This window comes from Zobellella denitrificans (assembly GCF_002407485.1).
GTDB lineage: Bacteria > Pseudomonadota > Gammaproteobacteria > Enterobacterales > Aeromonadaceae > Oceanimonas > Oceanimonas denitrificans.
In genome coordinates, this window is the sequence record NZ_CP012621.1 from 1,521,281 (window position 1) to 1,543,758 (window position 22,478).

Sequence of the window (22,478 nt, forward strand, 5' to 3'; positions counted from 1 at the left end):
GGAGCAGACACATGGCTACCACTAAACCCCGCAATACCGCCCGCCGGGCCGGCGTGTTCCGCGCCTACGAGGTTGCCGCCAACGCGGTGATCAACGCCGGCGCCATTGTTGTGCTCAACGCCAGCGACTACGCCGACAAGGCCACCACCGCCACCGGGCTGGTGGCACTGGGCATTGCCCGCAGCAGCGTCGACAACACCGGCGGCGCCAACGGCGACCTGGTGATCGAGGTGGAGCGCGGCTATTTCCACCTGGGCAACAGCGCGGCCGCTGACGAGATCACCCTGGGTGACATCGGCAAGCCCTGCTACCTGGTGGACGACGAAACCGTGGCCCTCACCCACGCCACCAACACCCGCTCCCTGGCCGGCTACGTCGACGACGTCGACGCCAACGGCGTGTGGGTGCGCATCGACCCCACCAGCGGCATTAACGCGTAAGGAGCACGACCATGGATTTAACCACCGCCAACCTGCAGGCGCTGTTCAAGGCCTACAAAACCAATTTCCAGCAGGGATTTAGCTCGCTGGGCGAACAGGGCGCCATGTACGAGCTGTTCTGCACCGTGGTGCCCAGCACCACCGCCGTGGAAGTGTACCCCTGGCTCAAGAGCCTGCCGCGCATGCGCGAATGGCTGGGCGACCGGGTCATCCATGGCCTGGAAAGCGCCGATTTCAGCATCAAAAACCGCAAATTCGAGCTCACCGCCGGTGTGCCGCGCGACGCGATCGACGACGACACTTATGGCCTCTATGGCCCGGTATACAACGAGTTCGGCCGCTCCTCCCGCGAGCATCCCAACGAACTGACCACCGAGGTGCTGGAGAGCAACCCCATCTGTTTCGACGGCCAGAACCTGTTCGATTCTGATCACCCGGTGCTGGATGCCGATGGCCAGGAACAGAGCAAAAGCAACGACATGGGCGGCTCCGGCCCGGCCTGGTATGTGATGGATAACTCCCGCGCCATCCGCCCGCTGGTGTTCCAGCGTCGCCGCGACTACGACTTCCGCGCGTTGATGGACCTCAACAGCCATGAAGTGTTCATGACCGATAATTTCACATTCGGCGTGGATGCCCGTGTGGCCGCCGGCCCCGGCCTGTGGCAGTTGATCGTCCGCTCCAAGCAGACCTTCAATGCCGAAAACTACGCCCTGGCCCGGGCCCGGCTCACCAGCCTGAAAGGCGACTACGATCGCCCGCTGGCCCTGCGCCACACTCACACCATGGTGCCCAGCAACATGGAGGGCGCGGCCCGCAAAGTGCTGCAAAACGCCCTGGCCAGCGGCGGCGAAACCAACGAATGGGTGGGCACCAGCCAGCTGATCCTCAACCCCTGGCTGGCCACAGCCTGATAATAGTGGCCACCGCCTGAGCATAACCGGCCCCCGCGGGGGCCGGTGGGAGCAGAACAATGACGACCAAACGCGCTAGTACCAGGAGCAAGGCCCAGCCCGCCAAGGAGCAGGCCGCTGCAGCCGAGCAAACGGACCAGGCACAGGACGTGCCCGCCAAGGATGGCACCATTACCGAGCGCGCCCGCATCCAGGTGCGCGCCAGGCGCGAGGGTGGCCGCCGCCGCGGCGGCCTCCGCTTTACCCGCGAGTGGCAAACGCTGGTGCTGGCCGAGTTGACCCTGGAGCAGGTCGAGGACATCGCCGCCGACCCGCAGTTGGAAACCCGGGAGGCATAACCCATGCCCTACATCACCCTCGCGGATCTGCAGGAGCGTTTTTCGGCCGAGGAGATCCTCTCCCTGGCCGACGACGGCACCGGCCAGATAGACCAGGACGTGATCAACCGCGCCGCAGAGGACGCCAGCGGCGAGATAGACGGCTACGTCGCCGCCGGCGGCTACACCGTGCCCATGCTCACCGTGCCGCGCATCATCCGCGCCTACGCCTGCGACATTGCCCGCTACCGCATGTATGACGACGCGGCCACCGAGCAGGTGCGCAAGCGCTACGAGGATGCCATCAAGTTCCTGCGGCTGCTGGCCGAGGGCAAGGTCAAGTTGGGGCTGGATGAGGACGATGTCACCACCGCCGGCAGCGCGCAGTTTACCGGCAAGCCCGGCGTCATGCCCGGCGGGGGCTGGTAATGGCGGCGCTGCATGTGGCCGACTACCTGGCCGCCGAGGGGCTGATCGTGACCAGGCTGGAGGCTCAACTGGCCGACGTGGCCGGGCTCAAGATTCTGCGACCGGCCGATCTCGCCGGCGTGGCCGAACTGGCCCAGCACACCCCGGCGGTGCATGTGCTCTATGGCGGCGACGTGGTCTCCACGCCCCCCACGGTGGACCAGGGCAACTACCAGCCGCTGCGCCAGCGCTGGCTGGTGGTGCTGGCGGTACGCAACGCCACCCGCACCGGCGGCGGCCAGCTCACCGGGCAGCAGGTGCGCGAGAGCGCCGGCCCGCTGCTCAGCCAGATCATCGCCGCCCTGGGCGGCTGGCGCCCGGGCCAGGGCTACGGCCCCCTGGTGCGCGTGGCGGCCCCGGCGCCCGCCTACCGCCCCGGCGGCTATGGCTACTTTCCGCTGCAGTACGAGACCGTGCTGCTGACCCGCGCATCCGTTGACTGAGGATTGCACCATGACCAAACCCGTTGCGCCGGCAGGCGTAGTACCGCGCCGCACCGTCACCCTGGCCAAGCCGATTATCCAGGCCGGCAGCGAGCAGTCCGCTGGCACCAAGGTCAGCCTGACCCAGGCGCAAATCACCGCGCTCACCGCCTCCGGCCACATCGCCCCGGCCCCGGCCGGCAAAACCAAAACTGAGGAGTAACCGTCATGGCACTCGATTTGCCCGTACCTGATCACATCGTCATCGGCAGCGGCAAGCTGTTTTTCAACCGGCTGCTGGACGACGGCACCTACGAGGGATTCATCTACCTGGCGGAAACGCCCGGCTTCACCCTTAACGTCACCGCCGAAAACCTCACCGTCGACGGCTCAGACGGCCCCATCGCCGAGCGCATCCGCGACATTCCCATCCGCATCGTGCGCACCAGCACCTTCAACTGCCGCGACTTTTCGCCGGAAAACGCCGCCCTGTTCCTGGTGGGCTCCACCGGCTCCGTGGCCCAAAGCAACACCCCGGTCACCGACGAGGCGCACACCGTCAACCAGGGCCGGTTTTACCAATTGGGCACCAGCTCCACCAACCCCGGCGGGGTGCGTAACGTCAGCGCCGTGACCGTTACCGGTGCCGGCGGCACCCCCACCTACGTGGCGGGTGACGACTATGTGGTACATGCCGAGATGGGTATGCTCCAGATAGTGTCCGGCGGCGGCATCGCCAACGACACCGCCATTCTGGTCGACTACACCCCGGCCACCGAAACCCGCACCCGCGTCACCAGCCACCAGCAGCGGCCGGCCCGGGGCGAGCTGAAGTTTGTGGCCGACAACACCGACGGCCCCAACCAGGATGTGCTGATCCCCCACGCGGTGCTGGCCGCCAACGGCGATCTGGCGCTCAAGTCCCGCGAGGGCCCAATAGAGATGCCGTTTACCCTCAACGTGCAAACCCGTACCGGCTACGCCCAGGTGTATATCGACGGCCGGGCGGCGGTGTAGGAGTAGCCCATGACTGACGAGCACGATCTCGAAATCCTCCACCCCGAGCGGCCGGTGACCATCGCCGGCCGCGAACTGGTGCTGCGGGAATACGGCTTTGTCGAGGGGCTGCGCCTGCGCAGCCAGATGCAGCCTTTCCTGGACGATCTGTTCCGGCTGATGCAGATGGAGTCCGAGCCGGAAGTGGACCAGGTGCTGGGGCTGATTGGCGATCACGTCGACCAGGTGGTGGCCTGGGCCGCTCAGGCGGCGGGGGTCACGCCTCAGTGGGTGGCCGGCCTGCCGCCCGCCGAGGGCGAAACCCTGCTCATTGTGTGGTGGGAGGTCAACAGCCCTTTTTTCGTGCGGCAGCTGCAGATGAGGGAAATGACCCGCATCCTGCGGCAGGCCAAGAGCCGCGAGCACTCCGCTGGCGCGACATCTACGGCGACCTCATCGCCGCCGGACACAGCCCGGAACGCATTGGCCACTACACCCAGCGGCAGCTGATGCTGTATTTTGATGCCGCCCAGCGGCGCATCCGCCACCAGCGGGCCGCCCACCTGGTGGACACCAACCTGGCATTCGCCGGCGGCGCCCAGGCGGAACAGGTGTTGCACAAGCTGCAACAGGATTGATGATTATTACCTAGGGGCAGTGTTTGGGGCGGGCAATCGCCCATTTTTTTGCCCCCGGTTTTGCACCCGTTCAAACGACCCCCTCCTTATATATAGGCACCATCAGGGTAACCCCATAAAGGTGACCCCATGGCTGACAACAACCTCAACCTCGCCCTGCAAATCAAGGCCGACATGCGCCAGGCCAAGGCCGAACTCGGCCAGGTGGAGCGCACGCTCAAGCAGGCCGGCCGCGCCGGTCAGCAGGCCGGGCGCGATATCAAAGAGGGCATGGAAAAAGGCACCGAATCCGTCGGCCGGCTGGCGCTCAAAGTTGGCGCCGTCATCGCATCGCTGGGGCTCATGGCCCGGGGTATCGCATCCATCCGCCGCGCCTTCGGCGAGATCGACGAACTGGCCAAGCTCGCCCGGGGGCTGGATGCCTCGGTGGCCGGCATGCAGGCCCTGGACCGCGCCGCCGGCCGGGCCGGGGTCAGCTCCGGCGAACTGCAATCCGCCCTGCTGCGCCTTAACCAGCGCCTGGGCGAGGCCATCGAGCAGGGCGGCGCCGCCCAGGATGCGCTCTCGGCGCTGGGCCTCTCGGCCGAGGAGCTGGTCAACATGGACGTTGACGAGCGCGTGGCCGCCATTGCCGATGCCATGAAACAATACGGCCTCAACAGCGCCCAAACCGCCTTTGCCCTGCGCGAGCTGGGCATCCGCCAGTCCGCCATCGTCAACCTGATGCAGGATGGCGGCGACGCCATCCGCAACTCCCGCGAGCAGATCATCAAGTTCGGCGCCGCCCTCAGCGACGTGGACGCCGCCAAAATCGAGCGCGCCAACGATGCCATTTCAGAAATCGATGTCGTGCTCACCGGCATCCGCAACAAAATCGCGGTAGAGCTGGCCGAGCCGCTGGCCATTGTGGCCGAGCGCTTTGCCGAACTGGCCGAGGAAAACGACGGCTGGAGCAAAGAGGTGCTGGCGGGCATGGAGGCGGTGACCAAGGGCATTGCCCTGCTCGCCGATATGATCCGCGTGCTGGAAATTGCCTGGGAACTGGGCAAGGCGGCAGCGGCCGGGTACACCCGGTTTGTGCTGCGCCAGGTAGAGACTGGCCTGGCGGCGGTAGAGCGGCTGGTGCAGGGCTCCATCAACCTGATGAACGGCCTGATCGAGGGCGTTAACCGTATCCCGGGCGTATCCATCGACACCATCGCCCAGGTGCAAAGCGGCGCCCTGGCTGGTGTGCGCCAGAGCATAGAGCTGCTGGACCAGGCCATTGACCAGGCCCTCACCAACGCCCAGGAGCTGGCGCTGGAGCCCACCAACCTGGCCAAGGCCCAACAGTTCTGGGACGAGGTACGCGCCCGGGCGGAAAACTACAACAACGAGCTGGAAAAAGGTGGCCGAGGCCAGCGCCAACTCAACCGCCTGTTCGGCGAGGGCAGCGAAGAGGCCAAAAAGCTGGCCGACGAACAGCGCAAGTACGTGGACCAACTGGAGCGCACCGCCCGGGTGCAGGGCCTGCTGCCGGCGCAGGTGCGCGAGGTAGAGATGGCCGAGCGCGGCCTCACCGGCGCCCTGCTGGCCCGGGCCCGGGCCGCCAGCGCCGCGATAGAGGCGCACGACAACGCCACCCTGCTGCGCAACATCTCCACCCGCATCCTGGAGCTCTCCGGCGATCCGGTGGGCGCCCGCATCCTGGAGCTGGAGCAGCAGTTCGGCGCGGCGCTGAGCCGCATGCGCGAGCAGGGCGAGGTGGAAGGGGTGCGGACCATGGAGGGCTACATCAACCTGGAGCTGGCCAAAACCCGGCTCTCCGCCCTGCAAACCAATCTGGACGATGTGCTGGCCCAAACCGCGCGCATCGAGCAGAGCATTGCCAACCGCCGCGAGGCGGGGCTTATTACCGAGCTGGATGCCCGCGAGCAACTCATTGACCTGCACCAGCGCACCACCGAGGCGCTGCGGGAGCAAATGCCCATGCTGCAGGAGCTGGCGCAACTGCCGGGCCAGGTGGGCGAGGATGCCCGCGCTACCCTGGAGCAGCTGGAGCTGGAGATGCAGCGGTTGCAGGCCACCGTCACCCTGCTGCAGCAGGCCCTGCAGGAGGGGCTGGCTACCGGCATCACCCAGGCCCTCACCGGCCTGGCCAACGGCACCATGACCCTGCGCGATGCGGTGCGCACACTGATCAGCTCCATCGCCCAGAGCATGATCCAGCTGGGTGCCCAACTGGCGGCGCAAGAGGCGCTCAAGGCGCTGTTCGGCGGCGGGGGCGGCGAGGCCCCGCAACTCATGGCCGCCGCCGGTGCGCTCTCCGCCTCCTCGGTGGCGCTGGATGCCAGCGGCGCCACCCTGATCACCGCCGCCGCCTCCCTGCAAGCCGCCGCGGCCGCGTTGGCCGCTGCCAATGTCGGCGGGGGCGGCCTGATCCCCGGCTTTGCCGAGGGCGGTTGGACCGGCCCTGGCAGCAAATACCAGCCGGCCGGCATTGTGCACGCCGACGAATACGTCCAGCCCAAGCGGGTGATGCGCCAACCCGGGGCCCTGGCGTTTATGGAGGCGTTTAGGCGCCATGGCATGGCCGCCCTGCGCGGTTTTCGCGGCTACGCCGAGGGCGGCCTGGTCACCCCGGCCAGCCTGCCCATGCCCGCGCCCCAGGCCGGTGCCGCCGCGCCCGCCGAGGGCGGCGACACCAACATCTTTAACCTGATTGACTCCGACAGCCTGGCCCAGGCGGTAACGAGCAGCCCGGCCGGGCGCAAGGGGGTGGTCAACATCATCCGCGCGCAAAAAAACGAGATCAAAGCCATCCTGGGGGGTAACTGATGAGCCTGCCGCCCGGCATTGCCGCCATCCTGCCGTTTCGGCCCAACTGGCGCCGCCCGGTGGAGCAGGGCCGCGAGTACCTCACCGACATCCTCGACAGTCGCGATCGCACCGAGCAACGCCGCGCCCTGCGCAGCAAGCCGCGCGCCACCCTGCAATACACCATCTCGCTGGACCGCGACGATGCGCTGGCCGCCCAGCAGTTGCTGGCCACCCTGCAGCCCCGCCCGCTGCTGGCGCCGCTGTGGCCGCGCATTACCCGCACCACCGCCACCGCCGGCAGCGGCGCCACCGTGCTCACCCTGGACCGGCCGTTCCCGCCCGACACCCGCGTGGGCGATCACCTGGTGCTGATGAACCCAGGTACCGAGCCGGAGGCGGCCACCATCAGCGCCCTCTCCGGTGATCGCAAGACCATCACCCTGAGCCAGGGCCTGGCCGCCGCCTGGCCGGCCGGGTGTGAGGTTTACCCCGCCTGGCAGGTGTCCATCCTGCAGTCGGTGTCCGCCCGCCGCTACACCAGCGCGGTGCTGGAGGCGGTGCTCCGCCTCGACCGCCGGGTAGACGCACTGCCGCCCGCCGCCCCCTACGGCGCGCCCGAGGCGGAGGTGGACGGCATCGAGGTGCTGCTGCGCCGCGTTAACTGGGCCGCCAACGTCAGCACCCCGTTCGACTGGCGGCCGCTGGTTGTGGACGGCACCGCCGGCCCATTTGCCACCCTTGTGGACGGCCGCTTCTCCCCGCTCGCGCTGAGCGGCGAAGTGGCCTGCGGCTCCCGCGACGAGGTCGACTGGTGGCTCGGGTTTTTCGACCGCCTGCGCGGCCGGCAGGGGCAGTTCCTCACAGCCAGCCACGTCGACCCGCTGCCGCTGCAACCGCCGACCGTCGGCGGCATCGACTTCGAGGTGGCTGGCACCGCCCTCGGCCGCTGGGCGCCGTATCCCTCCGTGGTCACCCATTTGCAGGTGCGCAAGCCGGACGGCACTATCGGCCACTACCGCATCTATACCATCACCCCGGATTTTGGCGCCGGCGTCACCCGCATCACCACCATCGATCCCTGGGACGAGAGCTACGGCCCCTGGGAGGCGTTAAGTACATGGCTGGTGTGCAACGCCCGTCTGGTGGCGGACAGCATTACCCTGCGCTGGCACACCACCGAAGTGGCGACGTTCTCGCTGGCCCTGGCCGCGGTGGACACCACGCTGCCTCCGATAGCCATGATCAGCAGCGTGTGCATCGAGGTGCTGGCCAACGCCCCGGAAGAGGAGGCCTGACATGGCGTTTAACGACTACGAACAATCCCGCCATGATGCCCGGCCCGCAGAGCTGTACGAGTTCCGCTTCGGCGACGCCGCCGAGCAGATTTTCCGGCTCACCAGCGCCGATCACGACGTCACCGTGGCCGGCGTGACCTACACCTCGCTGATGATCCGCCGCTCCGACATCGAGCAGGACGGCAACCCGGACGACGACGACGGCCTCACGCTGACCCTGCCCTATCACAACGACATTGCCGAGCTGTACCGGGGCGCGCCGCTCGACCAGCGCATGTCCCTGCGGGTGCGGGTGGTGCACCTGGACGACCCCACGCTGCAGTTGCGCCATGTCTGGTCCGGCCGGCTGGTGGACGTGGCCTGGCTCTATCCCGACTGCGAGCTGTCCGCCGAGCGCATGGGCACCGCCCTGCGCCGCACTGGGCTGCGCCTGCGCTTTACCCACCAGTGCCGGCACCTGCACTACGGTCGCTGGTGCTGGCTCAACCGCGCCGACTGGGGCAGCTCCGCCGAGGTGGTGGCGGTGGACGGGCTCACCGTCACCCTGGCCTATACCGGCCATGCCGCCAACGTGCCGGCCACCATCCCCGGCGACTGGTTCCTGGGCGGCATGATGGAGCTGGACGGCCTGCTGCGCTATGTCATCAGCCAGGGCACCGCCGGCGATAACCTGGTGCTCACCCTGTCCCGCCCCATGCCGCAGCTTGATGAGGCCGCCATCGTCGAGCTGTTCCCCGGCTGCGACCGCTCCCACGCCATGTGCAAGGGCCGTTACGGCAACGACATCAACTATGGCGGCTTTCGCCACAGCCCCAAGGGCAAAGGGCCGTTCGAGCGAGGGCTGGTGTAATGGATTTCGGCTTTTTCACCATCATGGCCATCGCGCTGGCCTCCAGCGTGCTGAGCTTCCTGCTGGCCCGCAAGCCGCAACAGATGACCCCGGCGGCGGTGGAGCAGCTCACCATCCCCACGGTGCACGACGGCGACAGCATCGGCAAACTGTACGGCACCAAGAAGATCAACAGCGCCGCCGTGCGCTGGTACGGCCATGTGCGCACCGAGGCCATCGTCAAGGAGGGCGGGCGCAAATACGGCTTTTTCGGCAAGAAGCAAAAATTTACCGTCGGCTACAAGTATTTCGGCGGCATCCATTTTGTGCTGGGGCTCAGCCATTTCGACCGGATCACCCGCATCGAGGTCGGCGACAAGGTGGCCTGGTCCGGGCTGGCTAGCCTGGCCAGCAAAAGCGGCTACAGCCGGCTCAACATCAACCAGCCCAACCTGTTCGGCGGCGAAGAGAGCGAGGGCGGCATCCAGGGCGCCCTGGACATCGGTTTTGGCTACAAGGAGCAGGGCCGCAACAGCTACCTGGCCGCCCGCCAGGGCAGCGACTGCCCGGCCTACCGGGGGGTGATGTCGGTGATTTTGCGGCAGATGTACCTGGGCACCTCGCCCTACATCAAGCCGTGGTCGATCTGGGGCCAGCGCATCTTCGTCAACGAGGACGGCGCACCCCAGTGGTACCCCACCAAGGCCGCCATCGGCACCCCCAAAAGCATGGCGCTCTATATCGCCCTGGATCGCTCCGGCTCCATGGGTAGCGGCCCCGGCAGCCGGATGGAAAACGCCAAGACGGCCATCATCTCGGTACTGGAGGGGTTGCGCGCCCTGGGCGCCTCGTCCCCCATCGACATCATGTTCGTGGCCTGGAGCGGCAGCAAAAATTCTATCCTGCGCCGCAATATCGGCAGTGCCGGGGTGGAGGATGTGATCAATTTCGTCGGCAACATCACGTCCATATTTGATGGCACCAACTTCGAGATGGCGGTAAACGATGCATCCGGATTTTTTGATGGCGCCGGCAACAAGCCGCGCTATGTGATGTTTATCACCGACGGCGAACCCAACCTGGGCAGCGTAACCCAGGCGGCCGCCACCCTGTTTTCCATCTCCGGGGTGCGAAGCTACGCCTTCAACATCGATCTGGCGAACACCACCGAGACGGCAAAGATGGACAACACCCCCGAGGATGGGGTGCCGGTGGTGGAGGGCGACGACCCCGGGCCGCTGCAAAACGCCATTATGAACGCCCTGTTCAGCCAGATAGACATGAACCCGGTCCATATCATCCGCGAGATGATGACCGACCAGGACGCCGGCGCCCAGATGCTGCAGTCCGACTTCGGCTCCAGCTGGCAGCAGGCGGCCGATGTCGTCCATGCCGAGGGGCTGGGGGTGAGTCTGTTGTGGCACGAGGAAGAGTCGGTGGACGTGATGGTGGCCGAGGTGATCCGCCATATCGACGCCATCCGCTACGAAGACCCCGAAACCGGCCTGTGGGAAATCAAGCTTATCCGGGGCGACTACGATCCGGACACCCTGCCCGAGCTGAATCCGTCCAACTCCCAGGTGCTGGAGTGGCGGCAGACCCCGCCCGACGAGCTGATCAACCAGATCACCGTCGAGTTCTGGAACCACCGCACCGGCGAAAACGACGCGATCACGGTGCAGGACATCGCCGCCATCACCCAGTTGGGGCGCGTTAAAAACCGCACCATGCAGTACCTGGGATTCAGCCACGCCGGCAGTGCCCTGCAGGCCGGCCAGCGCGATCTGGCACAGATGTCCCGCCCCTTCGGGCGGGGCAAGGTGCGTGCCAATCGGGTGGCGTCCGGCTACCGGCCCGGCGACGTGTTCCGCCTGGTCGACCCGGACAGCGGTCTGGCGGGCGTCATTTGCCGGGTGGCCAAGGTACGGGATCTGGCGCTCGGCCATATCGAGCTGGACGTCACCGAGGACGTGTTCGGGGTGGAGTTCAACACCTACGCCGAGCCCGGCGAGTCGCTGTGGGAAGACCCCATCGGCAACCCGCGCAACCTGGCCAGCGCCGTCGGCTACGAGGCGCCCTATCTGCTGCTGTTGCGCGACGGCCGCGACGACGAACTGGCCGCCCTGCCGGCGGGCGGTGGCTATTACGGCTATGCCGGCGAGCGCCCCGACGGCGGCGGCCACCTCAACTATATGCTGTACGTCGCCCTGCAGGGCGATCCGGCCGCCGAGGACGACATCGCCGACTTTGTGCCGGTGGCCGAACTGCAGGCGGCCGGCGCCACCGCCACCACCCTGCCGCTGGCCCGGCTGGACGGCGCGGGCCTGATGCAGGCCGGCACCCTGGCCTGCATCGGCAGCGGCGACTGGACCCGGGACGAGTGGGTACAAATCGTCACCGCCCCCGCCGACGACGCCACCGAGCTGACCGTGCTGCGCGGCGTGGCCGACACCACCCCAAAACCCATCCCCGAAGGCGCCATCCTCTACGCGGTGGAGGCGATCCTCACCCTGGCGCTGGACAGCTACAGCGAGGGCCAAACCGTGGTCGGCCACGGCGCCCCCATCAACAGCAACGGCCAATGGGGCGGCCCCTTCCTGGAACGACCCGTGACCATGGCGGCCCGCATCGAGCGGCCCTATCCCCCGGCCAACCTGAAGGTGAATGGGGTCAGCTTTCCCGACGAGGAGTTTCTGGATACCGCCGCCACCTTCGCCCTGACCTGGAACCATCGTGATCGACTCGTTCAAAGCCAGACCGTAGTGGACTGGTTTGAGTCGGCAAACTACGGCCCGGAATCCGGCACCACGTACCGGGTCACCGTCGATGCCTACGACGTGTACGGCGACCTGCTGCAGACCGGGGTGATAGACGAGAACGTGGGCCTGGTGGCCACCTATGACGCGGACTTTACCCTGCACCCGTTGCCGGCGGAAACCGTATTCGCAGATCTGCAGGTATGGACCGACCGGGGCGGCGAACAGTCGCTGCAGGCCGCCACTGCCCGCATCCGATTCTTTGCACCGCCGTTCGATTTGACCGGCGAATTCATACCCGATTAAGGAGGGCTTATGTCCGTTTTATCAATCAACGGCATGGACAATATTAGCAGCGTGGCAGCGATGCTGGATGGGAATACCGGCGCTGACTTTAGCGGGTCTGTCGGCACGATCGACTACCTGCCTGCGGGGGGGCTGATGGGGGGCGGGGCGCTGAGCTTTAGCAGCGAGACAGCCAAGATTTACAATACCGCTGGGTTTGGCGCCACTATTTCAGTGGGGGTGATGTACAGCTTCTTCATGCCCACGGCAGTACGTAACACCACCCTCGCCCAGGTCGTAAACAACACTGACGCCTCGTGGAACGCATCCTCGGGCAATTCCGCCTGTCGGATAATGGTGACCACGGCAGGCGCGGTAGAATGGTGGACAGGGGGTGCGTTTCGGGAAGTGCTGTTTTCCGACGGCACTATAGAACCTGACCAATTTTACTACCTGTGCGCGTGGTTAGTCCCATCGACGACAACCACATTCAAGTGTTTCCTGAAAATTAACAACGTGTTGGTGGAAAGCAGCGCCTATTCCCACTCCTCGATGAACACCCGTTTCCTTCAGGTTTTCGGCGGTAGCGGCGGCGCGGTGGTCTATGACGACATATGTCGAATAACGGCCGATCTGACTTCCCTCCCGCCGCAAGCGATCTATTCGCAAACCGCGTCCGCCGACAGAGTCGCACAGGGTTTCTTATTCACCGGCGCGGCGTCCGCCAACGCCGCCATTGCTGAGCTGCCGCCGGACGACACGGCCAGCTACATCTATGCCGGCACTCCCGGTAATAGATCCGAATTCGAGTTGGCAAATCTGCCCGCTTGGGTGGACCAGGTGACCGCGTTACGTATCACCACTCGCGCAGCACGGGATAACGCGGGCGGGAACGTCAACACACAATCGTCCCTACACCTTGCTTCCGGTACCCAGGTCTCCGCCCAGGAAAATCTTCTGGTCGATAACTCCTGGGTGACTTACAAGGGGGGCACCTTGACGCAAAATCCAGATACTGCCGCCAGTTGGACCCCGGCGGAGGTGGACGGGCTCTACATCGCCAGTGAGGTTATCGTCTGATGGCCAAGTTCTTCCGCAACTTTCAGGGGGACGCCATCGACGCAGCACCCGTCGGGTGGACGAACCGGTGGGTCACCTCCGGCACCTGGGCGGTACGGTTCAAACAGGGCAAGATGTTGGAGAACTCAGGTACTCCGGACGCCCGACGGGCGCTTAGTTATGATGCCCCCGGCAGCCCGACCGACGTGGAGTTGCTGACCCGGTTTCGCACCTCCAACCAGTCCGGCACCAACCAGCAGGGGCTGTTATTCGCGCGAGGCGCCGGGGCCGCTGGTAGCGAAACGGGATATCGAGTGTGGGTGAACGCCACCCAGATAGCCCTGGGTCGTTTTGTGTCCGGCACGGCCACTACCATCACCACCGCATCGTTTAGCGCCGCGGCAAACGTCTGGTACCGAGTACGCTTCCGGGTCAACGGCACGTCACTGAGGGTGCGGATATGGGCCGAAGGTACGACCGAGCCCGGTACCTGGAACATTGACACCACGGACTCAAACATTGCGAGCGGCGGATGGTGCGGCGTGCACGCATTCGAATCGGACGGTGTCCGCGACTGGTTGTGGCTGTCCGTGGGTACTGCGGGAGACACCGCTGACGACCCCCCTGCAGACGGCGAGGCCCGCGTCAGCCAAAAGACGGTTGAGGTGCTTGGCACGGTAGATATGACGCCGGCAGGCGAAGCCCGCGTCAGTCAGGTCACGGTGGAGGTGTTGGGCCGGGCGCCCCTGGACGCCAATGGGGAAGCCCGCGTCAGCCAAAAGACGGTTGAGGTGTTAGCCAACGCCGAGCCGCAATACATCGATGGCACCGTGCGGCTCAACTGGCAGGAAATCAATACTCTGGAAGAAGAGCACCGGGTATATTTCTCGACGTCCCCGATGGACCCGGAGGCATTGCCCGCGCCAGTGGCTGTGCTGGGGCCGGACGTAGTTACCTACGACTATCACAATACGTTTGTGGTGTTCAGCTACGCCTATTTCAGGGTGTCGGCAGTAACGGCGGGCGGGGCCATTGAGCGGGTGAGCGATGAGCTGCGGGTGCTGATCCAGTAATGTCACCCTGGGATACCAACCAGCCCATGCACCCGCAGCAGCAGGCCGGCCTCGTCAAAATCGGCCATCACCTGCTGCTCGGTGAGGGCAACGCGAGTCTCGGCCGGATCGCACACTAGCCCCGACCGCAGATGCTGCCAGATATACAGCCAGTCCCCATCCGGCGCGGGGATAACCCGATACGGCGCCCCCAGCAGCGCCACCGCCCGCTCCGCCGTCGTCACCCCCGGCTCCAGCAGCGCCACACAATCCGCCCGGAAAGAGGCTCCTAGATGAGCAGTGGGTATAGTTTGAAATTGAGATGCCATGTCCGCCTCCGTGCGTTTATCCCAACGAGTATAGGTAACGAACTGCCCTGAATTGAAAAGCGGTTGCTCTATTTGGAACGTTTTCCGACACCCATTTATCGCGCGCGGCGGCCATATTTATCGCGCGCGGCTACACCTTGGGGCGCGGGCGGCTCGCCCGCATGAAGATGGCACCGAGCTGGATGAAGGCACGGTGTAACCCGCGATGCCTGTTCTGCCCCGGCCTTTTTAATCCCCTGGTGTGGTAGGTCAACCCGAGGGGTTCGCGCTGCGCGCGAAAGCAGGCGGGCCGCCTGCGCGCCACCGGCGCCGGTGAACGCAAAAAAGCCTGAGCCTTATTATCCGGCTCAGGCAAAGTGGATGGACCTAGTAAGATCCCCTCGACCAAGTAATCCGTTAACTCAAAACGCGACCTCCACGTTGCCGCTGGGCACGCTGCAGCAGCTCAGCACATAGCCTTCGGCGACGTCCTCGTCGGTGATGCCGCCGTTGTGCTCCATGGCCACCTCGCCTTTGGTCACCTTCACCTTGCAGGTGCCACAAATGCCCATGCCGCAGGCCTTGGGAATATGCAGGCCCACCTGGGCGGCGGCGCTGTGCAGGGTTTCGCCGGGCAATATGTCCACCTGCAGATCGCTCTCCAGGAAGGAGATGGTCAGCCGGTCTTCGGTACGCTCCAGCTCTTCAGCCAGCTCCGAGGCCTCCTGGGCCATATGTTCCACGTCTTCGATAACATCCGCCGGGGTGGCGCCGAAGCTTTCCTCGTGGTAGTGGTCCATATCGAAGCCGGCGTGCTGCAGCAGGGTACGAACGGCTTTCATATAGGGGGCCGGGCCGCAGCAGAAGATTTCCCTATCCATAAAGTCGGGGGCGATCAGGCTCAGCATGGTGCCGCTCAGGTAGCCCCGGTAGCCGCTCCAGGTTTCGCCGATGTCGGTGCGCTCGCAAATCAGGCTCAGGTGGATGTTGTTCAGCCGCGAGTCCATGTGCTGCAGCTCCCGGTAGAACACCAGATCCTTCGGCGTGCGGGCGCTGTGCACAAAATGGATGTCCACCTCGGCGTTGGTGTCGAACCACCAGCGCGCCATCGACATCACCGGAGTGATGCCCACGCCGCCGGAAAGCAGCAACACCTTGTCGTTGGGAAAGTCGATGCAGTTGAAATTGCCCACCGGGCCGTGCACCGCCAGGGCGTCACCTTCCTTCAGGTTGTCGTGCAGCCAGTTGGACACCACGCCGCCGGGCACCCGCTTGACGGTAATGGAAAAGCTGTAGGGCACCGAGGGCGAGGAGGCAATGGTGTAACTGCGCATCACCTGCTGCCCATCGATTTCAAGCTCCAGGGTCACGAACTGGCCGGGCTTGAAGAAAAACAGCAGCGGGCTCTCCGCGGTAAAGCAGAAGGTGCGTACGTCCCAGGTTTCCTGGATCACGCGCACGCAGCGCACCGGGTGGCGACCGTTGCTCCAGGTTTGGGTATTGATGGGTGAAATAAAGTCCTGATTCATCGCTGTCCTCCGGTGGGGCCCGGGGAGGGATCCCCGCGTTGTCCTTATGCCCGCATTCTTGAGCAGTTTGGCCCCGGACGGTTGCTTAAAAACGACATGGAAATGTCCGCCAGCCCCGCTTCTGCTCAAGGGATAGGCGGCGCCGGGACAGTGTGGGGGCGGGCAGGTCGGAAAACCCCGGGAGGTGAGTCGTTTTCAGATAATCCGTACCGGATAACCATGATAAAAATAAGGCCAACAGTGGGGGTCAACTCAGCGGTCGGGACACCCACTCCCTCAACACAGCAAAGGAAGCAATACAGATGGAGCAGACCAACACCACCGTCACCGGCAACAGCCCCAAACTGGCGGAAACCGTACAACTGTTGCAGCAGCGTCGTCCCGGCTACTCTCTTCCCCAGGCCTGCTACAACAGCGCCGAGGTGTTCGCCGCCGACATGGAGCAGATCTTCTACAAGGAATGGCTGTACGTGGGCCTGACCTGCGAGATCCCCCAGCCGGGCAACTTCATTACCCTGGAGGTGGGCAACAACCCCATCACCATAGTGCGCAACAAGCAGATGGGAGTGCAGGCCTTCCACAACGTCTGCCGCCACCGGGGCTCGCGCCTGTGCACCTCGAAAAAGGGCAAGGTGGCCAAGCTGGTGTGCCCCTACCACCAGTGGACCTATGAGCTGGATGGCCAGCTGATCTACGCCGGCAACGAGATGGGCGACCAGTTCGACAAGGCCGACTTCCCGCTCAAGCAGGTGCACACCAAAACCGCCGGCGGCTACATCTTTATCAGCCTGGCGGAGAACCCGCCGGAAATCGACGGCTTCCTGGCCGAGCTGGAGCGCTACCTGGAGCCCTACGATCTGGAAAACGCCAAGGTGGCGGTGCAGTCCGAGATCATCGAGCAGGCCAACTGGAAGCTGGTGATCGAGAACAACCGGGAGTGCTACCACTGCGCCGGCTCCCACCCGGAGCTGCTCAACACCCTGCTGGAGTGGGACGACACCAACGATCCCCGTGCCAGCGACGCCTTCAAGGCCCACGTGGCGCGCAAGGCGGCCGAGTGGGATGCCGACAACATCCCCCACGAGCACATCTCTTTCGGCCTGCGTAACCGCATGGTGCGCATGCCCCTGGCCGAGGGCAAGGTGGCCATGACCATCGACGGCAGCCCCGCCTGCCAGAAGCTGCTGGGCCGGGTCAAGGAGCGGGACCTGGGCTCGCTGCGCATACTGCACCTGCCCAACTCCTGGAACCACGGCCAGGGCGACCACCTGATCACCTTCCAGGTGATCCCGGTCGGCCCGCAGCAGACCAAGGTGATCACCAAGTGGGTGGTACACAAGGACGCGGTGGAAGGAGTGGACTACGACGTGGAGAAACTGCGCCGGGTGTGGGATGCCACCAACGATCAGGACAGAACCCTGGCCGAGGAGAACCAGCGCGGCATCAACTCCATCGCCTACGAGCCTGGTCCCTATTCGCCCACCTACGAGTTCGGGGTAGTGAACTTCATCAACTGGTACGCCGACACCTTCGTCGCCAACGCCCTGGGCCAGACCCTGCCCATCGCCCTGCCGGAATAAGCCATCACGACAAAGGGGGAGCCGCCCGGCTCCCCCAGCAGCCGAGGTACGGACTCTTCAGCAGCGTATATTCCGCTTGTTGGCGTACAGCCCTGCCTGCGATCTACAAAAGGATTTTGCACAACATCCGTGCGAGCCCGGCTCGGACGACGCGTTGGTGATCCACCAGTGTTTCATCAGCACGACATCATATAGGGAGATAACCACATGAAGACAATCGGACCCAGTTTCAAAACCCTGCTGGCTTCTGCCATTACCGCCGCCTGCCTGGTCAGTACCGGTGCCCAGGCGCTGACCCTGAAGCTCGCCACCGACTCGGGCACCCAGGGGTCGCCGGCCGGAGACGCCCTGAAAAAATGGGGGGATCTTATCGAGCAGAAGTCCGGCAGCGACATCGAGACCAAGGTTTACTACCAGAATGAGCTGGGTGGCCAGCAGGAAGTGTTCGACCTGCATGTCGCCGGCGACGTGGATGTCATGCTGAACTGGCCCATGACCTCCTACGACAAGCGCATTGGCGTGATTTACACCCCCTACATGACCCTGTCGTGGGATGAGGCGCTCAACGCCTACAGCCCGGGTGGCTGGGTCAACAACCTGCTCGGCGGCGTGTACGAAGACATTGGCCTGAAGTTCTTCGGACCCTGGCCCGAAGGGTTCAACGGCGTGGGCTCCCGGGGCAAATACGCACTCAATATCAAGGATGCGGAAGGGCTCAAAGTGCGCACCATGACGGTGTTCCCGGCCCCGCAGACCATGTAGGCCCTGGGTTATCAGACTGCCGCCATCGATTGGGGCGAGGTGTATACCGCGCTGCAGACCGGTGTGGTCGACGGTGAGGCCGGCAACGTTATCTACTGGGACTACGAGTACTTCCGGGACTCGCTCGATTACTACGTGCAGACCAAGCACTTCTTTATGACCGGGGTGCTGTCGATGAACCTGGATGTGTGGGAGAGCATGACCGAGGAGCAGCAAAAAGTGGTGCAGGAAGCGGCGGTGGAAATCATGAACGAGCAGTTCAAGGCCGCCAAGGAGCAGGACGAGTACTACATCAAAAAGGCCCAGGAAGCCGGCATGAAGTATTTCGAGCCCAGCGAAGAGCAGCTGCGCGAGTTTGCCCGGGCCGCCCGGGAGAAGGTCTGGCCGCTGATGGACAAGGAAATCGGCCCCGAGATCATGAATGCCATTCGTGCCAATGCCACCGAGCTTTAACCGGACAGACGCAGTGTTTCAACATGACCGGCCCATCTCCTGGGCCGGTTTTTTCAGAGGTTGCAGAAAATGATCGGCAGATTCTTTTCCAGACTGGATCGGGGTGTCGGCTGGTTGCTGGAAGCGGCTGCGTTCGCATCCAGCCTGCTGGTGGTGGGACTGATGCTGTTTCTGGTGCTGGCGCGCTATGTGTTCGGCTGGTCGGTAGTCGGCCTGCTGGAACTTATCATGCTGTTTGGCATGTGGCTTTACATGCTGGGTGCGCTGATCGCCAGTCGCCGCAACGAGCATCTGGTGGTGGACTTCGTCCAGCTGCAGATCACCGATCATCGGCTCCAATTAATGCACAAGGCATTGATCTCGCTGATTACCTTCATGATCTGTCTGTTCTTTGTGGTACTGGCCTGGCGCATGCTGGCCTGGGGCCTGCGCAGGCCTCAATCGACCCCTGGTATGGGTATCCCGCTGTGGCTGCCCCAGGCGTCGATCATGCTGGCGGCCGTGGGTTGCAGCTGTTATTCGCTGCGTGATTTGCTGGGGGCCGTTACCGGCCTGTGCGGTGCGGGCTGCGACTCCCGCCGGCTGAAAGAGGAACACTGACATGGAAGGTTTGATTGCCATCGGGCTACTGATGCTGCTGATGATCATCGGCGTGCCGGTGGCCTGGTCCTTTGCCGGGGTGCTGGCTTACATGGCGTATGTGTATGACGCCAACCTCAATACCCTGATGCTGCAGGGCTACCGCTCGGTGGACTCGGTGATCCTGATTGCCCTGCCGCTGTTCGTGCTAACCGGTTACCTGATGCAAAGTGGCGGCATTGCCCGCCGGCTGGTCGATTTTATCGAGGTCATGATCGGCAAGCGACGGGGCGGCATGGGGGCGTCCATGGTCATGGCTTCGGGTATCTTCGGTGCCATTGCCGGCACCGCCACCGCGGCCGTTGCCTCTATCGGAACCATCATGATAGGGCCGCTGGAACAACGCGGCTATCCCCGCAGTTATTCCTCGGCCTTGCTCGGTATTTCGTCATTGCTTGGCATTCTGATCCCGCCGTCGATCACCATGATACTGTTTGCCGTGGTCACCCGGCAGTCGGTGGCCGCCTGTTTTGCGGCGTCGATCGGGCCGGCCATTCTGCTGATGCTGGGGCTTATCATCGCCAACCGCATCGGCGTGGGGCGCTTTTTCAATGAGGTGAGCAGCGCGGCCGGCAAGGGGTTCGAGCCACTGCCCGGCAAGGGCAGGGCGACGATAAAGGCCGTTCCGGCACTGTCGCTGCCGGTGATCATTCTCGGCGGTATCTACGGCGGTGTCTTTACGCCCACCGAGGCTGCGGCGGTGGCGGCCTTTTCGGCGATGCTGATCGGGTTTTTTATCTACCGGGACCTGAACCTGAAAAGCTTTGCCAAGAGCGTGGTGGCGGCGGCGGAAACCACGGGCACGGTGATCCTTATCCTGCTGTTCAGTTTTATGATCGGGCGTATCCTGGCCGCGGAGCGGATCCCTCAGGATCTGACCGAAATGGTCACCACCCTGATCGAAAACCCGCTGCTGATACTGATTGTCGTGAATCTGTTCCTTATCGTCGCCGGCATGATTATGGATGACGTATCGGTCACCGTGGTGGTGGCGCCGCTGTTCCTGCCGCTGATGGTGGATACCGGCATCCACCCGGTGCACTTTGCCTCCATCGTCGCCTGCTCGGTGGTAATAGGCGCCAACAGCCCACCGGTGGCGCCCATCCTCTACATGGCGTGCCGTATTGGCCGGGTATCCATCCATAAAACGGTCAAACCCGCGCTGGCGCTGATGGCCTTTGTCGGCATGCCGGTGATGCTGATCACCACCTTTGTGCCGGAGCTGTCGCTGTTCTTGCCCAGGTGGCTCGGGTTCCTGTAACCGGTCAGCAGCCGATTGAAAAGGGGAGCCACCGGCTCCCCTTGATGGTTATATGCCTGGTGATCGGGCCTGGCGGACAGGTCGCCTGTAGGTCCGGCCTGCAGGGTCGAATTTATTCGACCGAACCACGGCGTCGGTGGTGGAAAGGTCTACTGAAGTGGACCCTACGGATGAAGGTGTCTGCAGGGTCGAATTTATTCGACCGAACCACGGCGCCGGTGTTGGAAGGTCCACTGAAGTGGACCCTACGGATGAAGGTGTCTGCAGGGTCGAATTTATTCGACCGAACCACGACGTCGGTGGCAGGAAGGTAAACCAGAAACAGCGCCGTTCTTACAACCACATGGCATCCCACCAGGGGTAATCACCGACCTGTTTTACCAGACCGGCGCGTAACGGATTGGCTACGATATACCGTGCTATGCCCCTTAAATCCTCGTCCTTGCGAACCGCATGATCATGAAACCCTTTTTGCCATACATGCCCTTGGTCATGCCGCAGCTCGTTCAGGTGCTTTGCCGTTCGCCCCTTGAGCAATTTGACCACCAGTGACAACTCGGTGTTTTCACCAAGTTGAAACAACCAATGCAGGTGATCTGGCATCAGCACCCAGGCGACAGACATCATCAATTGCTCCTGGTGCAGCCGCTTCATGTCTTGCACCACGATACGAGCATGTTCAAAGGAGCCGAACCAGGGCCTTCGCCGGTGGGTGCAAATGGTGATGTGGTAGCAATAGCCGGGTAGAGAGCAACGGCCTGCCAACAGTTTGTCTCTGGTCATGGTGAAGCAGGGAGATGGCGATGACATTCTCGGTTTTGGAAAGGGTAGTCGACACGGCGAGAGAACGGGAAGCGGACCCGACGGACGGATCGCCAGTAGGGTCGAATTTATTCGACCAAACCACGGCGCCGGTGGTGGAAAGGTCCACTGAAGTGGACCCTTACGGATGAAGGTGTCTGTAGGGTCGAATTTATTCGACCGAACCACGGCGCCTGTGGCGGGATTGGTCCGTTGAAATGGACCCTACGGATGAAGGTGTCTGTAGGGTCGAATTTATTCGACCAAACCCCGGCGCCGGTGGCGGGATTGGTCCGTTGAAACGGACCCTACGGATGAAGGTGTCTGTAGGGTCGAATTTATTCGACCAAACCACGGCGCCGGTGGTGGAAAGGTCCACTGAAGTGGACCCTTACGGATGAAGGTGTCTGCAGGGTCGACTTCAGTCGACCGAATGGTCCAGACAGGCTTCCACCAGGGCCAGCACCTCCGGGTGCAACAGTTCCCGCTTGGTCAGCAGGGCGTGCAGCCGTTCCTGCCACAGGGCGCCGTCCGGGCCGACCAGCAGCAGCGCCAGCAGGGGCCGGCAGTCCGCCAGAGACAGCCGGCCGGCCTCCGCCAATCCCCAAGCCTGCAACTGAGCCCGGAAATCATCCTGATCGATAAGTTCGGTGATCATCATCGCTCGTTCCTCCGCGGTTTTTGCCCAGCCTAAGCAGCCCCCGTATTACGAGCAAGGGCCTTGCGTCATCGTGTCGCATCCAGAACAGCGATGACGGAAAGAGGCGCCTCCGGATAATCCGGTGTCGTACAGGGGAAATTTTGAACAGCCGTTAGCTGTTGTTATAGGGACCGGTATTTGCTGGTCGCGACCGGTGTTTGCAAAGGGACACGAC

At 63.9% G+C, this 22,478-nt stretch carries 22 protein-coding genes and 1 pseudogene; 19 read left to right on the forward strand and 4 right to left on the reverse strand.

Annotated elements, in window-relative coordinates:
* Positions 1–11 precede the first annotated feature (11 nt).
* The 15 genes from AN401_RS07325 to AN401_RS07390 all read left to right on the forward strand — a co-directional run bounded on the left by AN401_RS07325 (position 12) and on the right by AN401_RS07390 (position 14,291).
* On the forward strand, positions 12–440 hold the full coding sequence (locus AN401_RS07325) for a hypothetical protein (protein WP_096778949.1): 429 nt from the start codon (positions 12–14) through the stop codon (positions 438–440).
* Between the two features lie 11 nt (positions 441–451).
* Complete coding sequence (locus AN401_RS07330) at positions 452–1,354, forward strand: Mu-like prophage major head subunit gpT family protein (protein WP_096778950.1); 903 nt, start codon at positions 452–454, stop codon at positions 1,352–1,354.
* Positions 1,355–1,413: 59 nt separating this feature from the next.
* Entirely contained in the window at positions 1,414–1,692 is a 279-nt protein-coding gene (locus AN401_RS07335; RefSeq protein WP_157772175.1) for a hypothetical protein, read from the forward strand.
* Positions 1,693–1,695: 3 nt separating this feature from the next.
* Complete coding sequence (locus AN401_RS07340) at positions 1,696–2,100, forward strand: gp436 family protein (protein WP_096778952.1); 405 nt, start codon at positions 1,696–1,698, stop codon at positions 2,098–2,100.
* On the forward strand, positions 2,100–2,582 hold the full coding sequence (locus AN401_RS07345) for a phage tail terminator protein (protein ID WP_096778953.1): 483 nt from the start codon (positions 2,100–2,102) through the stop codon (positions 2,580–2,582). The genes AN401_RS07340 and AN401_RS07345 overlap by 1 nt, the downstream gene beginning before the upstream one ends.
* Before the next feature lie 10 nt (positions 2,583–2,592).
* Positions 2,593–2,784: a hypothetical protein gene (locus tag AN401_RS07350; protein WP_096778954.1), complete on the forward strand. Its 192-nt coding sequence runs from the start codon at positions 2,593–2,595 to the stop codon at positions 2,782–2,784.
* A gap of 5 nt (positions 2,785–2,789) precedes the next feature.
* Positions 2,790–3,578, forward strand: a complete 789-nt coding sequence (locus AN401_RS07355; protein WP_096778955.1) for a phage tail tube protein — start codon at positions 2,790–2,792, stop codon at positions 3,576–3,578.
* A gap of 9 nt (positions 3,579–3,587) precedes the next feature.
* Positions 3,588–4,067 (forward strand): DUF6631 family protein, encoded by a 480-nt coding sequence (locus AN401_RS07360; RefSeq protein ID WP_096778956.1) that lies wholly within the window; start codon positions 3,588–3,590, stop codon positions 4,065–4,067.
* On the forward strand, positions 4,067–4,195 hold the full coding sequence (locus tag AN401_RS20280) for a hypothetical protein (protein WP_269769031.1): 129 nt from the start codon (positions 4,067–4,069) through the stop codon (positions 4,193–4,195). The genes AN401_RS07360 and AN401_RS20280 overlap by 1 nt, the downstream gene beginning before the upstream one ends.
* A gap of 129 nt (positions 4,196–4,324) precedes the next feature.
* Positions 4,325–7,012 carry a phage tail tape measure family protein gene (locus AN401_RS07365; protein WP_096778957.1) on the forward strand — a complete coding sequence of 896 codons (2,688 nt, stop codon included), beginning with the start codon at positions 4,325–4,327 and terminating at the stop codon, positions 7,010–7,012.
* Positions 7,012–8,289 (forward strand): hypothetical protein, encoded by a 1,278-nt coding sequence (locus AN401_RS07370; protein WP_096778958.1) that lies wholly within the window; start codon positions 7,012–7,014, stop codon positions 8,287–8,289. Before AN401_RS07365 ends, AN401_RS07370 begins: the two co-directional genes overlap by 1 nt.
* A 1-nt stretch (position 8,290) precedes the next feature.
* The gene (locus AN401_RS07375; RefSeq protein WP_096778959.1) at positions 8,291–9,139 is read left to right on the forward strand and encodes a phage BR0599 family protein; all 849 of its coding nucleotides are present in this window, start codon (positions 8,291–8,293) and stop codon (positions 9,137–9,139) included.
* Positions 9,139–12,180, forward strand: coding sequence for a VWA domain-containing protein (locus tag AN401_RS07380; protein ID WP_096778960.1), 3,042 nt, complete (start codon positions 9,139–9,141; stop codon positions 12,178–12,180). The genes AN401_RS07375 and AN401_RS07380 overlap by 1 nt, the downstream gene beginning before the upstream one ends.
* A gap of 9 nt (positions 12,181–12,189) precedes the next feature.
* A complete protein-coding gene (locus AN401_RS07385) occupies positions 12,190–13,239 on the forward strand; it encodes a hypothetical protein (RefSeq protein ID WP_096778961.1) in 1,050 nt (349 codons plus the stop codon).
* Entirely contained in the window at positions 13,239–14,291 is a 1,053-nt protein-coding gene (locus AN401_RS07390; RefSeq protein WP_096778962.1) for a hypothetical protein, read from the forward strand. The genes AN401_RS07385 and AN401_RS07390 overlap by 1 nt, the downstream gene beginning before the upstream one ends.
* A 2-nt stretch (positions 14,292–14,293) precedes the next feature.
* Here the strand turns inward: AN401_RS07390 and AN401_RS07395 are convergent, their stop codons facing one another.
* Together AN401_RS07395 and AN401_RS07400 are read right to left on the reverse strand one after the other, a co-directional pair.
* On the reverse strand, positions 14,294–14,599 hold the full coding sequence (locus AN401_RS07395) for a hypothetical protein (protein WP_096778963.1): 306 nt from the start codon (positions 14,597–14,599) through the stop codon (positions 14,294–14,296).
* 401 nt (positions 14,600–15,000) lie between these two features.
* Complete coding sequence (locus AN401_RS07400; protein WP_096778964.1) at positions 15,001–16,107, reverse strand: hybrid-cluster NAD(P)-dependent oxidoreductase; 1,107 nt, start codon at positions 16,105–16,107, stop codon at positions 15,001–15,003.
* A 302-nt stretch (positions 16,108–16,409) separates the two neighbouring features.
* On the opposite strand from AN401_RS07400, the gene AN401_RS07405 reads away from it, so the two are divergent.
* From AN401_RS07405 to AN401_RS07420, 4 genes and pseudogenes are all read left to right on the forward strand, one after another.
* Positions 16,410–17,687, forward strand: a complete 1,278-nt coding sequence (locus AN401_RS07405; protein WP_094039499.1) for an aromatic ring-hydroxylating oxygenase subunit alpha — start codon at positions 16,410–16,412, stop codon at positions 17,685–17,687.
* 207 nt (positions 17,688–17,894) lie between these two features.
* Positions 17,895–18,902 (forward strand): annotated as a pseudogene (gene dctP / locus AN401_RS20120) (TRAP transporter substrate-binding protein DctP).
* Positions 18,903–18,971: 69 nt separating this feature from the next.
* Entirely contained in the window at positions 18,972–19,502 is a 531-nt protein-coding gene (locus AN401_RS07415; RefSeq protein ID WP_094039501.1) for a TRAP transporter small permease, read from the forward strand.
* Between the two features lies 1 nt (position 19,503).
* On the forward strand, positions 19,504–20,802 hold the full coding sequence (locus AN401_RS07420) for a TRAP transporter large permease (protein ID WP_094039502.1): 1,299 nt from the start codon (positions 19,504–19,506) through the stop codon (positions 20,800–20,802).
* A gap of 333 nt (positions 20,803–21,135) precedes the next feature.
* Here the strand turns inward: AN401_RS07420 and AN401_RS07425 are convergent, their stop codons facing one another.
* Together AN401_RS07425 and AN401_RS07430 are read right to left on the reverse strand one after the other, a co-directional pair.
* Positions 21,136–21,612 carry an REP-associated tyrosine transposase gene (locus AN401_RS07425; RefSeq protein WP_332461900.1) on the reverse strand — a complete coding sequence of 159 codons (477 nt, stop codon included), beginning with the start codon at positions 21,610–21,612 and terminating at the stop codon, positions 21,136–21,138.
* 412 nt (positions 21,613–22,024) lie between these two features.
* The gene (locus tag AN401_RS07430) at positions 22,025–22,264 is read right to left on the reverse strand and encodes a hypothetical protein (protein ID WP_096778966.1); all 240 of its coding nucleotides are present in this window, start codon (positions 22,262–22,264) and stop codon (positions 22,025–22,027) included.
* Positions 22,265–22,478: the final 214 nt, after the last annotated feature.